At 63.7% G+C, this 12,632-nt stretch carries 12 protein-coding genes and 1 pseudogene; 7 read left to right on the top strand and 6 right to left on the bottom strand.

The window, feature by feature from the left end; all coding sequences use genetic code 11:
• Positions 1-149 precede the first annotated feature (149 nt).
• Positions 150-659: a DUF3658 domain-containing protein gene (locus tag IVA92_RS18820; RefSeq protein ID WP_247280360.1), complete on the bottom strand. Its 510-nt coding sequence runs from the start codon at positions 657-659 to the stop codon at positions 150-152.
• Between the two features lie 29 nt (positions 660-688).
• On the bottom strand, positions 689-2,218 hold the full coding sequence (locus IVA92_RS18815) for a malonyl-CoA synthase (RefSeq protein ID WP_247280359.1): 1,530 nt from the start codon (positions 2,216-2,218) through the stop codon (positions 689-691).
• 86 nt (positions 2,219-2,304) lie between these two features.
• On the opposite strand from IVA92_RS18815, the gene IVA92_RS18810 reads away from it, so the two are divergent.
• The 4 genes from IVA92_RS18810 to IVA92_RS18795 all read left to right on the top strand — a co-directional run bounded on the left by IVA92_RS18810 (position 2,305) and on the right by IVA92_RS18795 (position 5,572).
• Entirely contained in the window at positions 2,305-3,066 is a 762-nt protein-coding gene (locus IVA92_RS18810) for an SDR family NAD(P)-dependent oxidoreductase (RefSeq protein WP_247280358.1), read from the top strand.
• A 345-nt stretch (positions 3,067-3,411) separates the two neighbouring features.
• Entirely contained in the window at positions 3,412-3,966 is a 555-nt protein-coding gene (locus IVA92_RS18805) for a fasciclin domain-containing protein (RefSeq protein WP_247280357.1), read from the top strand.
• A 180-nt stretch (positions 3,967-4,146) separates the two neighbouring features.
• Positions 4,147-4,776 (top strand): cytochrome b/b6 domain-containing protein, encoded by a 630-nt coding sequence (locus tag IVA92_RS18800; RefSeq protein ID WP_247280356.1) that lies wholly within the window; start codon positions 4,147-4,149, stop codon positions 4,774-4,776.
• Between the two features lie 13 nt (positions 4,777-4,789).
• Positions 4,790-5,572, top strand: a complete 783-nt coding sequence (locus IVA92_RS18795) for a molybdopterin-binding protein (RefSeq protein ID WP_247280355.1) — start codon at positions 4,790-4,792, stop codon at positions 5,570-5,572.
• Between the two features lie 101 nt (positions 5,573-5,673).
• Here IVA92_RS18795 and IVA92_RS18790 read toward each other — a convergent pair whose 3' ends face one another.
• Positions 5,674-6,861: a YbfB/YjiJ family MFS transporter gene (locus IVA92_RS18790; RefSeq protein WP_247280354.1), complete on the bottom strand. Its 1,188-nt coding sequence runs from the start codon at positions 6,859-6,861 to the stop codon at positions 5,674-5,676.
• Between the two features lie 219 nt (positions 6,862-7,080).
• Here IVA92_RS18790 and leuB point away from each other — a divergent pair, with 219 nt between their 5' ends.
• A complete protein-coding gene (gene leuB, locus IVA92_RS18785; protein ID WP_247280353.1) occupies positions 7,081-8,193 on the top strand; it encodes a 3-isopropylmalate dehydrogenase in 1,113 nt (370 codons plus the stop codon).
• Positions 8,194-8,337: 144 nt separating this feature from the next.
• Here the strand turns inward: leuB and IVA92_RS18780 are convergent, their stop codons facing one another.
• Positions 8,338-8,733 (bottom strand): hypothetical protein, encoded by a 396-nt coding sequence (locus tag IVA92_RS18780; protein WP_247280352.1) that lies wholly within the window; start codon positions 8,731-8,733, stop codon positions 8,338-8,340.
• Positions 8,734-8,943: 210 nt separating this feature from the next.
• Positions 8,944-9,733, bottom strand: a pseudogene (locus IVA92_RS18775) (hypothetical protein).
• A 116-nt stretch (positions 9,734-9,849) separates the two neighbouring features.
• Here IVA92_RS18775 and IVA92_RS18770 point away from each other — a divergent pair.
• Entirely contained in the window at positions 9,850-10,884 is a 1,035-nt protein-coding gene (locus IVA92_RS18770; RefSeq protein ID WP_247280351.1) for an aspartate-semialdehyde dehydrogenase, read from the top strand.
• A gap of 115 nt (positions 10,885-10,999) precedes the next feature.
• Here IVA92_RS18770 and IVA92_RS18765 read toward each other — a convergent pair whose 3' ends face one another.
• Positions 11,000-11,644, bottom strand: coding sequence for a carbonic anhydrase (locus tag IVA92_RS18765; RefSeq protein WP_247280350.1), 645 nt, complete (start codon positions 11,642-11,644; stop codon positions 11,000-11,002).
• Between the two features lie 103 nt (positions 11,645-11,747).
• Between IVA92_RS18765 and IVA92_RS18760 the strand changes: the two genes are divergently transcribed.
• On the top strand, positions 11,748-12,629 hold the full coding sequence (locus tag IVA92_RS18760) for a CoA ester lyase (protein ID WP_247280349.1): 882 nt from the start codon (positions 11,748-11,750) through the stop codon (positions 12,627-12,629).
• The last annotated feature ends 3 nt before the right edge of the window (positions 12,630-12,632 follow it).

The raw sequence follows: 12,632 nt of genomic DNA, 5'->3' as shown, positions 1-12,632 counted from the left end.
TGCGCTCAATCGTCCGGTCATAGCTGTTGTCGCGCATCGGATCGTCCTCCGCTGGAGCGATCCAATCAGCGAATTAGTGAACATGCACAGCAATGACGGGGTTGAGAGCGTACGCTACACCAAGTGAACGGACTGAGCCCCGATCTGGCCTAATCGGCGGTCTCGTCCTTCAATCGTACTTCGCTGTGGCGCCACATTCGGAGATCGCCGATACCTTCGATGCGATCGGAGGCGGAAAGCGCCTTCAATCGCGCAGCAACCATTTCGTCGTCGATCGACAATCCAAGTTCCTTGCAGCGATTCACCACAAGCCACGCCATCATGGCGGTCTTCCGCCAAGTCCGCTCCATGACCGAAAAAATGATCTCGTCGAAACGCTGCTCGGTCACTGACGGCGGAAGCTGGACATCATTCCATGTGAGCTCACTGGTGACCGTCGGCTCCTCTAAATCGGCCAATGGCGGCTCCAGATCCGGATGCTGCTCGTAAATCGGCAGGAGCAGCTTGTCCTCCAGAGCGCCGACGATAGCGTTAAGCCAGTCTCCGAGCTCGATCCGCTCGGTCTTGCCAAGTGCTGCAATCGCCATTCGAGCCCGGTCGAGGGCTTCGCAAGCATCAAGAAGATGATCGTTGATCCGGACGGCCCGCTCTCGGTTCATGCGTCCCCCATCCCGGAGCGATTGAGCCCCTATTTCTTCGCGTAGATATCCTTATACGTCTCGCGCAAAATGTTCTTTTGCACCTTGCCCATGGTGTTGCGTGGCAGCTCGTCGACGACGAAGACGCGTTTGGGCATCTTGAATTTGGCGAGTCGCCCTTCCAGGCCCTTCAGCACGGTCGCCTCATCGATGCTCGCGCCGGGCTGGCGCACCAGCACCGCGGTGACGCCCTCGCCGAAGTCGGCGTGCGGCACGCCGATCACGGCGGATTCGACCACGCCGGGCATGGCGTCGATCTCGCTCTCGATTTCCTTCGGATAGACGTTGAAGCCGCCGGAGATAACGAGGTCCTTGCCGCGGCCGAGGATGTGGACGTAGCCCTTGGCGTCGATCTTACCGAGATCGCCGGTGATGAAGAAGCCGTCGGGCCGGAATTCCGCCTTGGTCTTCTCCGGCATACGCCAATAGCCCTTGAAGACGTTCGGGCCCTTCACCTCGATCATGCCGACTTCGTCGCGCGGCAGCTCTTTCCCTGTCTCGGGATCGGTCACGCGCAACGAGACGCCGGGCAGCGGGAAGCCGACCGCGCCGGGCACGCGCTCGCCGTCATAGGGGTTCGACGTGTTCATGTTGGTCTCGGTCATGCCGTAGCGCTCGAGCACCGCGTGGCCGGTGCGGGCCGACCATTCGCGATGAGTCTCGGCCAGCAGTGGCGCGGAGCCCGAGATGAACAGCCGCATGTGCTTGGTCGTTTCGTGCGACAGCGCGGGGTTCTGCAGAAGCCGTGTGTAGAAGGTTGGAACGCCCATGAGCACTGTGGCGCGCGCCATCAGCTTGATGATCAGATCCGGATCGAGCTTCGGCAGAAAGATCATCGACGCCCGCGCGAACAGCGTCACGTTGGTCGCGACGAACAGGCCGTGGGTGTGGTAGATCGGCAGCGCGTGGATCAAGACGTCCTTGTCCGTGAAGCGCCAGTAATCGACGAGGCTGAGCGAATTCGACGCCAGATTGTCGTGGGTGAGCATCGCGCCCTTGGAGCGGCCCGTGGTGCCGGACGTGTAGAGGATCGCGGCGAGGTCGCCGTTTTCGCGCGGCACCGTCGTAAACTCGCTGCTCGCCTTGGCGGCGGCATCCGTCAGCGAGCCCCTGCCGTCAGGCCCGAGCGTCTCGACCCCGGCTTTCACCTTGGCAGCGATCGGGGCGAGGCCCTCGGCCTTGGAGGGATCGCAGACCACCAGCGACGGCTCGGCATCGCCGATGAAGTAGTCGAGCTCGTTCAGCGTATAGGCAGTATTCAGCGGCAGATAGACCGCGCCGGCCCGCACGGTGGCAAGATACAGCACGATATTGGCGACCGATTTCTCCACCTGCACCGCGACGCGATCGCCGGGCTTCACGCCGCGTGCGACCAGCACATTCGCCATCTGCCCCGCGCGCGCGATCAGATCGCCATAGCTGATATGGGCGCCGTCATGCGTCTCGATCGCGAGGCGTTTGGGATCGGAAAGGCCGTCGAACAGGCGGGAAAACAGGTTGGCGTTGGCAGCTTGGTTCATGCAACATTCCTCGCCGGCAAAGGCCGGTCAAAACCGAGGGCTGGATTAGCAAAAACCGCCCCGCAGAAGCAACGGAGACAGTTGGCATGACAAGAAACGGGAAACGCGTGGCCTGGGTCACCGGCGGCGGCAGCGGCATCGGGGAGGCCGGCGCCGAGGCGCTCGCGGCCGATGGCTGGACGGTGGTGGTCTCGGGCCGGCGCCAGCCAGCCCTGGATGCCGTGGTCGCGAAGATCACGGGAGCGGGTGGGACGGCCGAGGCCATTGTGTTGGACGTGTCCAACGCCACGGAAGCCCAGAAGACGGCCGATCAGATCGTCGCCAGATATGACCGGATCGATCTGCTGGTGAACAATGCCGGCATCAATGTCCCCAAGCGCAGTTGGAAGGATATGGAACTGGAAGGCTGGGACAGACTGGTCCAAGTCAATCTCAACGGCGTGCTCTATTGCATGCGCGCGGTGCTGCCGACGATGCGCAAGCAGCAGGACGGCGCGATCATCAACGTCTCGTCCTGGGCCGGCCGCCATGTCTCGAAGATGCCGGGCCCGGCCTATACCACAACCAAGCATGCGGTGCTGGCGCTGACCCATTCCTTCAACATGGACGAATGCGTCAACGGCCTGCGCGCCTGCTGCCTGATGCCGGGCGAGGTGGCGACGCCGATCCTGAAACTGCGCCCGGTGGTGCCGAGCGAGGAGGAGCAGGCCAGGATGCTGCAATCCGAAGATCTCGGCCGCACCATCGCCTTCATCGCAAGCATGCCGGCCAGAGTCTGCATCAACGAAGTGTTGATCAGCCCCACGCATAATCGCGGCTTCATCCAGACGCCGCAGAGCAGGGATTGATTGTCGGCCTGTAGCCCGGATGGAGGCACACTGCCGTAGGGTGGACAAAGGCGCGAAGCGCCGTGCCCACCATCTCTCCGCATTTGAGGAAGCGCAGGGTGGGCACGCTGCGCTTTGCTCACCCTACAGGACCGTCCGCTTTGCACCCTCTCGCGCGCCCCCACACGTAATCCCTTCCCCATAGTTTCACGCATCACAAAGAGTTTTGACCCGAAACCGCAGCGCAAGCCCTCCCGTAATTCGGTCCAACGACGGCACTGCTGCATCACCCCACACTGTCGCAGCCGCCGTTGTTGCCAGCTCAACGCCGGCCATCGCCGGTCTCAATTCAATCGGGAGATCTCCATGTCGAAGCGCATTGCCTGTCTCGCTGCCGCCGCCTTCAGTGCCCTGATCGTCACCGCGACCGTCGTCGCGCCTGTCAGCGCCGAGGAAAGGACCGTCATGGTCGGCGGCGCCGCGATGTTCCCGTCCAAGAACATCGTCCAGAACGCGGTCAACTCCAAGGACCACACCACGCTCGTGGCGGCGGTGAAGGCGGCCGGCCTGGTGCCGACGCTCGAAGGCAAGGGCCCGTTCACGGTGTTCGCGCCGACCAACGCCGCCTTCGGCAAGCTGCCGGCCGGCACCGTCGACAATCTGGTCAAGCCCGAGAACAAGGCGGCGCTGACCAAGATCCTGACCTACCATGTCGTGCCCGGCAAGCTCGATGCCTCTGCCCTCACCGACGGCAAGAAGCTGAAGACCGCAGAAGGCGAGGAGCTGACGGTAAAGAAAATGGACGGCAAGGTCTGGATCGTCGACGCCAAGGGCGGCACCTCGATGGTGACGATCTCCAACGTCAACCAGTCGAATGGCGTCATCCATGTGGTTGACACCGTGCTGATGCCGGCGACGTAATACTGCGCGGTCCTGTTTCATCCCCCGAACAGGAGGCCTTGAGGCGGCGAGCCGGGGGTACCCGGCTCGCTTTATTGTGACCGTGATAGCCTGCCGGTATCGATTCGATGCCGGAAGGGCGTAACGAAAGCGGACGCTTCGGCGTATAATTGCTGTCACGACCTTCAGGACGGAACCATCATGGCGAGCCTCACAGTCAGCGACGAGCAGGTCAGGGCCACTCCGGCCAAAGTGATCCAGCCGGCCTGGGTGCGGATCATGCACTGGATCAATGCGCTTGCCATGATCCTGATGATCCTGTCGGGCTGGCAGATCTACAACGCCTCGCCGCTGTTCGGCTTCAGCTTTCCGCGCGAGTACACACTCGGCGGCTGGCTTGGCGGCGGCCTGCTCTGGCATTTTGCGGCGATGTGGCTGTTGATGATCAACGGCCTCGCTTATCTCATCACCGGTTTCGCCACCGGCCGCTTCCGCAAGAAGCTGCTCCCGATCACGGCGTCCGGCGTGCTGCACGACGTCAGGGCGGCGCTGACCTTCAAGCTCGGCCATGACGACCTCACCGTCTACAATTACGTGCAGCGCCTGCTCTATGCCGGCATCATAGTGGTCGGCGTGCTGATCGTGCTCTCGGGCCTCGCGATCTGGAAGCCGGTGCAGCTCTATTATTTGGTGATGCTGTTCGGCGATTATCCAACCGCGCGCTATGTGCACTTCTTCTGCATGGCCGCGATCTGTGCGTTCCTGATCGTTCACGTTGCTCTCGCGCTGCTGGTGCCGAAGAGCCTACGCGCGATGATCATTGGTCGTTGAGAGGGAGGAGATCATGGCCAAGCGCTCATTCCTGATCCCCGGCGTCGACAAGCGATTGCTGATCAAGGACTCCATCAAGACGATGCCTGATGTCACCCGCCGCCGCTTCATCGCGGGCGGCGCCAGCTTAGGGGCGCTGACGCTGCTCACCGGCTGCGACGTCGTCGATTCCTCCTCGGCCGAGGAGATGCTGAAGCAGGTCTCCAAGTTCAACGACGCGGTGCAGGCCTTCATCTTCAATCCCGATGCGCTGGCGCCGACGTTTCCCGAGAGCGCGATCACCAAGCCGTTCCCGTTCAACGCCTATTACGATCTCGACGACGCGCCCGACGTCGACGGCAAAGACTGGAAGCTCGAGGTGCGCGGCCTCGTCGACAACACGAAGTCCTGGACGCTGGATGAGCTCTACAAGCTGCCGCAGGTCACGCAAATCACCCGCCACATCTGCGTCGAGGGCTGGAGCGCGATCGGAAGCTGGACCGGCACGCCGCTGCGCGATTTCCTCAAACTGATCGGCGCCGACACGCGTGCGAAATATGTCTGGTTCCAGTGCGCCGACAAGGACGGCTACAACTCGCCGCTCGACATGCGCAGCGCGCTGCATCCGCAGACCCAGATGACATTCAAATACGCGAACGAGATTCTGCCGCGCGCCTACGGTTTCCCAATGAAGATCCGCGTGCCGACAAAACTTGGCTTCAAGAATCCGAAATACGTGGTGTCCATGGAAGTCACCAACGACTACAAGGGCGGCTATTGGGAAGACCAGGGGTATAATTCGTTTAGTGGGAGCTGATTGAGGCTGTCATTCCGGGGCTCGCGAAGCGAGAACCCGGAATCTCGCGCCACAAACCTCTGGATTCCCGGTTCGCGCTGCGCGCGCCCCGGAAACGACGATTATGCCGACGCCACCTTGCGCTGGCACAGCGCCGCCAACGCCCCCAGCGCCAGCAGCGCCGCCGATACGTTCAACGCGTAACTCAAGCTCCCCAGCGCATCGGTGATCGCGCCGACCACGATCGGCCCCAGCGTCTGGCCGACGCCGAACGAGATCGTCATCGCCGCGATCGCGGTCGGCCACATCTCGGGCGGATAGTTGAAGCGCACGAAGGCGGTGGTCGAGCCGACCACGGCGAAGAACGCGACGCCGAACACCACCGCGGAGACCGCAAGCCACGCCGGCGAATGTCCCAGCATCGGCAAGGCGGCTCCTAACGCGTTGGTGCCGAGAATGATGGCGGTGGCAAGCCCGCCGCGATCGAGCGCCAGCACGCCGCGCCAAACCCATGGCGTGACGAAGGCGCTCAGCCCGATCAGGCTCCAGAATGCGGCCTGTGCCGCGGCCCCGCCGCCGCCGTCGCGCACATAGGCGATCATGAAGGTCATGTAGGCGATGTAGCCGGCGCCGAACAGGAAGTAGCCGGCGAGATAAATCAGCACCGGCAGAATCGCAAACGACGCGTGGCTGCCTTCCGAGAAGCGCGCACCGCTTTCGATCCGGATCAGGAACAGCGGAATCGTCATTGCGACGGACAGCAGCGTCAGTGCCCACCAGACGATCCACCACGAGCCTGGCCCGAAATATTGCAGCGTGAACGGGGCGATCAGCCCCGAGGCGAGAATGCCGATGCCCGGGCCGGCGTAGAACAGGCTCAGCAGGAAATTGGCGCGCTCCGGGCGCGACTGGGCGATGGTCGCAGCCAGCGCGCCGCCGGCGACGAAGCCGGCCGCCGCGCCCAAGCCCAGCACGAGGCGCGCAAGGCTCAGCGCAACGAAATTGCCGGATAGCGCGCAGGTGGCGAGCCCGGCGACGCAGGCCAGGGTTCCCAGGCGGATCGCCGCCGACCAGCCGACCCGCTGGATCAGCCGGGACGCCACCAGCGCGCCAACGAGGTAGCCGACGGCGTTGATGGTGTTCATGAACCCGGCCGCCGAGTAGGACCAGTCGAGGGTCTCCCGCATATCCGGCAGCACCAGTGCATAGGCAAAGCGGCCGATCCCAAGCCCGACCGTCGCCGCCAGCGACAAGGTCAGGATCAGCCGCGCGGGATGCGCGTAGGGCGGCAGGCGGTCAGGGGCGTGCAAGGAGTACTCCGGCCGCGCGAGTGTGGCAGGCTCCATCCGTTTTGCACAGCCGGCTCCCCGGCAATGGTGTCTTGCCAAGCGCGCAACGCCGCTCTAGCACTCCGGCCGAAATTCATCCCCTTCGTCATGCCCGGGCTTGACCCGGGCATCCATCTTTTCAAGAAGGCTGGATTGCCGGGTCAAGCCCGGCAATGACGAGGAAAAACTGAGGATACGACCATGGCGACCCATAAACTGCTGCTGCTCCCCGGCGACGGTATCGGCCCCGAGGTGATGGGCGAGGTGAAGCGGTTGATCGATTGGCTCAATTCGGCCGGCATCGCCAAGTTCGAGACCGATACGGGCCTTGTTGGCGGCGCAGCCTATGACGCGCACAAGGTGTCGATCTCGGAAGGCGACATGGCCAAGGCCAAGGACGCCGACGCCGTGATCTTCGGCGCGGTCGGCGGCCCGAAATGGGATGCCGTGCCCTATGAGGTGCGCCCGGAGGCCGGCCTGCTTCGCCTGCGCAAGGATCTCGCTCTGTTCGCGAACCTCCGTCCCGCCATGTGCTACCCGGCGCTGGCCGATGCATCCAGCCTGAAGCGCGAAGCGGTCGAGGGCCTCGACATCGTCATCGTGCGCGAGCTCACGGGCGGGGTCTATTTCGGCGAGCCCAAGACCATCACCGATCTCGGCAACGGTCAGAAGCGCGCCGTCGATACCCAGGTCTACGACACCTATGAGATCGAGCGCATCGCCCGCGTCGCTTTCGAGCTTGCCAAGAAGCGCAAGAACAAGGTGACGTCGATGGAGAAGCGCAACGTCATGAAGTCGGGCGTGCTCTGGAACGAGGTCGTCACGCAAGTTCACAAGCGCGAATACCCTGACGTCACGCTCGAGCATCAGCTCGCCGATTCCGGCGGCATGATGCTGGTGAAGTGGCCGAAGCAGTTCGACGTCATCGTCACCGATAATCTGTTTGGCGACATGCTGTCCGACATCGCGGCGATGCTGACCGGATCGCTCGGCATGCTGCCCTCGGCCTCGCTCGGCGAGGTCGACGTCAAGAGCAAGAAGCGCAAGGCGCTGTACGAGCCGGTGCACGGCTCCGCCCCCGATATCGCCGGCAAGGGCCTCGCCAATCCCATCGCGATGATCTCGTCCTTCGGCATGGCGCTGCGCTACTCCTTCGACATGGGCGATCTCGCCGACAAGGTCGATGCCGCGATCGCCGCCGTGCTGGCCAGCGGCCTGCGCACCGCCGACATCAAGTCGGAAGGCACCAGAGCCGCCTCGACCACGCAGATGGGCGAAGCGATTTTGAAGGAATTGCAGAAGCTGCATGGGTAGATGCCGTCATTCCGGGATGGTCCGAAGGACCAGACCCGGAATCTCGAGATTCCGGGTTCGGCTCTTCGAGCCGCCCCGGAATGACGGCCCAAACAAAATGGCCGGGCGTGAGCCCGGCCATTTTGATTCGGTCGACGGTCCGCTTCAGTACAGCGGGAAATTCTGCGGGTAACCGCCGACATCCTGCGGCGGCGAGAGCGGCTGGCGGTCGATCGGACGGTTGAGGTTCTCGCGGGCGAAGGACGGATAGCCCACCGCCGGCGGGAAGGCGTAGTCGCTGAACTTGCGGTCGCCGGGATTGACCTCGGTGCCGCCGTCGAGCCAGGAGCGCTTGCTCACATAGATGCGGGTGCGGCCCTGCTGGTAGACCGCGTTGGGGCCGCTCGGTCCGTAATAGTGTCGGCCGCGCTCGTCATAGCGCTTGGTCTTGGTGTCGGCCGAAGCCGGCGAAGCCAAACCGATCGCAGAGGACATGGCAATGACGACGCCCGCCGCAAGCAAGGTCGCCAATTTGTTCGCCGCAGAGAAATTCAAGCTCATCACGTCCCCTTCAGGCGGCAGGCCGCCAGTCGATTTCACCCCATACTAGCCCGGCCGGGGCAGACGCAACTAGGTCAATTGGGTCACACCAGCTCGGAATAATCGCGCGTGCCGGCAAAAGTTGCATCAATACCAGCCACTTGAGCTTGATGCGGTCTTGAGCGTGATCCGGAAAAGTGTGCAGCGGTTTGATCACGCTCAAACAACAACCTAAAGCGCCCCGCGCAATTGCGCGTTGGCGGCGCCCAGCAGCCAGTCCGGTGATCCCGGGGAATCGCAGGTGCGGCGCTTCAACTCGGCGCGGGCGAACAATTCGGCCAGCCTTGGCTCGTTGCCCGAGGTCAGCAGCGTCAACCGGTTCAGCGTGCAGGCAATCGCCGCGCGCCGGGCGGGCAGGGTGTTGCCCTGGCAGGAGAAGCCGGAGATCTGCAGCGCCGGCTCCTCGCTGCGCTTGAGATAGCCGAGGCAAGCCCGCGTCCCCTCCGCCGCGCCGACCGGCCGGAACAGGGCGACCGGACCGAATTTCGTGTCGATCAGGCCGGCCTGCTCCAGCGTGCTCGTCGTGCTCAATCCCATTTCCACGGCCAGATCCGCAATCGCCGGACGAGCCACGTCGAACTCGCCGCCTTCCCGGTAGATGTCGAGCTCGGCCACGGGCTGGCCGGCCTCGTTTGTCCAGCGCAGCACGTCCCTGCGGCCGCCTTCGGGATGCCGAAGGATGGTGTAAGAGGCTGTTTTCTCTGATGAATCGATCCGGCTGATGGCGAAGGCCGGGTGCGAGCGGTCGGCCACGCTCCAGGCTGGCTTGTCCGCCGGCTCATCGCCCTGCAAGTCGGGCAGCTGGCCGAGCGCCGCGAGGGCGAGGATGGCAAACAGGGCGAGCGCCCCCACATAGGCGATTCAGGCGCGCCAGCGTGCCGACGACCTCATCGGCGAAGGCTGCAAGCGCCAGATGGATCTGGGTGGGGCTAACGGCCGTGCTGGCCTCAGGCGACTGCATCCACGGCCTTCAGGCATGGTCCAACGTTGTCTTGAGGCCGGTTCTCGCATAGAAGCGCTGCTCTTCCTGTTTAAGCGTCAGGTTCAGGAACGGGCTTTTTCATCGGAGAGTGAACGATGGGTTACAAAGTCGCAGTCGTCGGCGCGACCGGCAATGTCGGACGGGAAATGCTCAACATCCTGGACGAGCGCAAATTCCCCGCCGACGAGGTCGTGGCCCTGGCGTCGCGCCGCAGCGTCGGCGTCGAGGTCTCCTATGGCGACCGCACCCTGAAGATCAAAGCGCTCGAGCATTACGACTTCTCCGACGTCGACATCTGCCTGATGTCGGCGGGCGGCTCGGTGTCGAAGGAATGGTCGCCGCAGATCGGCGCCGCCGGCGCGGTCGTGATCGACAATTCCTCGGCGTGGCGCATGGATCCGGACGTGCCGCTGATCGTGCCGGAAGTGAATGCGGCTGCGACCGAAGGCTTCAAGAAGAAGAACATCATCGCCAACCCGAACTGCTCAACCGCGCAGCTCGTCGTCGCGCTCAAGCCGCTGCACGACAAGGCGACCATCAAGCGCGTCGTGGTCTCGACCTATCAATCCGTGTCGGGTGCCGGCAAGGACGCGATGGACGAATTGTTCTCGCAGACCAAGGCCGTCTACACCAATGACGAGCTGGTCGCGAAGAAATTCCCCAAGCGCATCGCATTCAACGTCATCCCCCACATCGACGTCTTCATGGAGGACGGTTACACCAAGGAAGAGTGGAAGATGATGGCGGAGACCAAGAAGATTCTTGATCCCAAGATCAAGCTCTCCGCCACCTGCGTGCGCGTGCCGGTCTTCGTCGGCCACTCCGAGGCCGTCAACATCGAGTTCGAGAACCCGATCAGTGCGGACGAAGCTCGCGAGATCCTGCGCAAGGCGCCGGGCTGCCTCGTCATCGACAAGCAGGAGCCCGGCGGCTACGCCACCCCTTACGAAGCGGCCGGCGAGGACGCCACCTATATCAGCCGCATCCGCGAGGACGCGACGGTGGAGAACGGCCTCGTGCTGTGGTGCGTGTCCGACAATTTGCGCAAGGGCGCCGCGCTGAACGCGATCCAGATCGCGGAAGTCCTGATCAACCGCAAGCTGATCAGCGCGAAGAAGAAGGCGGCGTAAAGTCGAGCTGCCGTAGGGTGGGGCAAAGGCGCGAAGCGCCGTGCCCACCATCTCTCCAGATTGCGACAGAAGTGGTGGGCACGCTCCGCTTTGCCCACCGTACAAGAGTGGTAGCCTACGCCACGCTTTGCGCGCTCCTGAATTCCTTCGCGGCCTTGTCCAGCACGAACAGCGTGCCCTCGGCCACGCCGAAATAGGCGCCGTGGGTCTGCATCTGGCCGCTCTCCACCGCCTTGCGCACGAACGGGAAGGTCATCAGGTTTTCCAGGCTGCGGAACACCGCGGCCTTCTCGATGCGCTCGACGAACTGCGCCATGGTCTCGTGCTCGCGCTGCTCGACCACCTCGCCCGGCTTGATGAACATCTGCATCCATTTGCCGATGAAGTCGCCCGGCGTCAGCGGCTCGCTCTTGTCGATGAAGGCACGGATGCCGCCGCATTGGGCGTGGCCGAGCACCACGATGTGCTTCACCTTCAGCACCGTCACCGCAAATTCCAGCGCCGCCGAGACGCCGTGTGCGTTCTCGTCAGGCTGATAGGTCGGCACCAGGTTGGCGATGTTGCGGACGACGAAGAGTTCGCCCGGCCCGGCATCGAAGATCACCTCGGGGGAGACCCGCGAGTCGCAGCAGCCGATCACCATCGTCTCGGGCGACTGTCCTTTGACAGAGAGTTCGCGATAGCGGTTCTGCTCGGTCGGCAGCCGCTGGGTGGCGAAGGCCTTGTAGCCTTCCAGCAAATGCTTCGGGAATGTCGTCATGCCTATGCCTAATCATAGACCGCAGGGGCGAACAAGCCTTTCGAATAGGCAGGCCAGATGCTATCGGCTTCGGTCAGAGGACTGACGAGGAAGGAACGCTCGCATGACCCGCCCGCGCCGCAGCCATCTGTTCATGCCCGGCTCCAACCCCCGCGCGCTGGAAAAGGCGCGCAATCTTCCCGCCGACGGCCTCATCCTCGACCTCGAGGATTCCGTCGCCCCCGAGGCCAAGGCGGTGGCGCGCGACGGCATCGCCGCCGCGATCGCCGCCAAGGGTTTTGGCAAACGCGAGGTCCTGATCCGGACCAACGGCCTCGACACGCCCTGGTGGGCCGGTGACGTCGCGATGGCTGCTAAGGCGTCCCCGGACGGCATCCTGGTTCCAAAAGTTTCAAGCATCGAAGATCTCGATACGATCGGCCGGAAGCTGGCCGAGCTTGGCGCTGCGTCGACCGTGAAGGTCTGGGCCATGATCGAGACCGCGCGCGCCGTGCTCCATGCCGAGGAACTGGCCGCCGCCGGCCGCGATCCGTCGAGCCGCCTCGCAGGCTTCGTGTTCGGCCCGAACGACATTTCGCGCGAGACCCGCATCAGGATGCTGCCGGGCCGTGCCGCGATGATCCCGATGATCACCCATTGTATCCTGGCGACGCGCGCCCACGGCCTCGAAATCCTCGACGGCCCCTATAGCGACATCGCCAATGCCGACGGCTTTGCCACCGAATGCGCGCAAGGCCGCGATCTCGGCTTCGACGGCAAGACGCTGATCCATCCCTCGCAGATCGATGCCTGCAACGCGATCTTCACCCCGCCCGAAGAGGAAGTCGCGCGGGCGCGAAAAATCATCGCGGCGTTCGAATTGCCGGAGAACGTCTCGCGCGGCGCGATCCGGCTCGACGGCGCGATGGTGGAGCGCCTGCACGCGGACATGGCGCGGCGCACGATCGAGATCGCAGACGCAATCGCGGCGATGGGGAAGGGCTGAGCC

The organism is Bradyrhizobium sp. 154 (assembly GCF_023073875.1).
Taxonomy (GTDB): domain Bacteria; phylum Pseudomonadota; class Alphaproteobacteria; order Rhizobiales; family Xanthobacteraceae; genus Bradyrhizobium.
This window is presented reverse-complemented; position numbering and strand designations above follow the sequence as displayed.

Excerpts from the sequence above, each read along its gene's own strand:
- leuB (WP_247280353.1), top strand. The coding sequence starts at position 7,081 with ATGGCGACCCATAAACTGCTGCTGCTCCCCGGCGACGGTATCGGCCCC.
- IVA92_RS18800 (WP_247280356.1), top strand. The coding sequence starts at position 4,147 with ATGGCGAGCCTCACAGTCAGCGACGAGCAGGTCAGGGCCACTCCGGCC.
- IVA92_RS18805 (WP_247280357.1), top strand. The coding sequence starts at position 3,412 with ATGTCGAAGCGCATTGCCTGTCTCGCTGCCGCCGCCTTCAGTGCCCTG.
- IVA92_RS18765 (WP_247280350.1), bottom strand. The coding sequence starts at position 11,644 with ATGACGACATTCCCGAAGCATTTGCTGGAAGGCTACAAGGCCTTCGCC.
- IVA92_RS18810 (WP_247280358.1), top strand. The coding sequence starts at position 2,305 with ATGACAAGAAACGGGAAACGCGTGGCCTGGGTCACCGGCGGCGGCAGC.
- IVA92_RS18820 (WP_247280360.1), bottom strand. The coding sequence starts at position 659 with ATGAACCGAGAGCGGGCCGTCCGGATCAACGATCATCTTCTTGATGCT.
- IVA92_RS18780 (WP_247280352.1), bottom strand. The coding sequence starts at position 8,733 with ATGAGCTTGAATTTCTCTGCGGCGAACAAATTGGCGACCTTGCTTGCG.
- IVA92_RS18760 (WP_247280349.1), top strand. The coding sequence starts at position 11,748 with ATGACCCGCCCGCGCCGCAGCCATCTGTTCATGCCCGGCTCCAACCCC.
- IVA92_RS18815 (WP_247280359.1), bottom strand. The coding sequence starts at position 2,218 with ATGAACCAAGCTGCCAACGCCAACCTGTTTTCCCGCCTGTTCGACGGC.
- IVA92_RS18770 (WP_247280351.1), top strand. The coding sequence starts at position 9,850 with ATGGGTTACAAAGTCGCAGTCGTCGGCGCGACCGGCAATGTCGGACGG.
- IVA92_RS18795 (WP_247280355.1), top strand. The coding sequence starts at position 4,790 with ATGGCCAAGCGCTCATTCCTGATCCCCGGCGTCGACAAGCGATTGCTG.